This window comes from Burkholderia sp. RF2-non_BP3, assembly GCF_001522185.1.
Classification (GTDB): domain Bacteria; phylum Pseudomonadota; class Gammaproteobacteria; order Burkholderiales; family Burkholderiaceae; genus Burkholderia; species Burkholderia diffusa.
Genome location: NZ_LOSU01000027.1, coordinates 1 through 695, shown reverse-complemented (window position 1 = coordinate 695; position 695 = coordinate 1). Strand labels below are relative to the sequence as shown.

Here is a 695-nt window from a genome sequence, read left to right as displayed (position 1 = left end):
AGAACTTCATCCGCCCATTTCCAGAACTGAATTTTTTCTTCATTTGTCTTCAGGTCATCCGCAATCTTCTGGAATTCCTTATTGACCGCCTCGGATGCCTTCTGCGTCGCCTGATCCATCTCGATGCCCAACTGCGCACTCTGCGTTGTCGCGCTCTGGGTATTTTCCGCCTTTACATTACCCAGCTCGGCCATCCACATCGTCACCGCGGCTTCGCCGTGCAGCCCCTGGCCGGTCGCTTTAGCCGCGTCATTCAGTCGCTCCGCCTGCTCCTCATCCGCCTCGTCCTGCTGATGCGTACTCGCTTGCGCCGCCTCGCCATACGCGGCCAGATTTGCGGCATTCCAGCGGCGTGCATGCGCCTCCAAGTCCTGCGGCGCGTGCTTTTGCGACAACAGGCTCATCGCCGTTCGCAGGGTTTCGCCGTCCGCCTCCCCGCCGTGCGTTGGCACCAGCAGTTCGGGCTCGTTGTCGAAGGCGCCGCGCGGCTCAGCATCCGCCGGAACACTGCTCCTCGAACCGGCGCGCTTCATCTCGCGCTGCACCATGTTCTTCATCGCCTCGGTGGCAAAATGCACCACGCCACCGATACTCTGTGGATCGAGCTTCGACACCTGCTGACGCAGCATCGGCAGCGTAGCGTGCCGCTGATACCGATTGATGTTCTGAAGACTTTGTTGAATAGAAGCCATAGG

1 protein-coding gene is annotated in these 695 nt (G+C 60.0%); it reads right to left on the bottom strand.

Annotated elements, in window-relative coordinates; all coding sequences use genetic code 11:
• On the bottom strand, positions 1–629 hold a 629-nt coding region (locus WS45_RS10520; protein WP_156437110.1), incomplete at its 3' end, for a hypothetical protein.
• Positions 630–695: the final 66 nt, after the last annotated feature.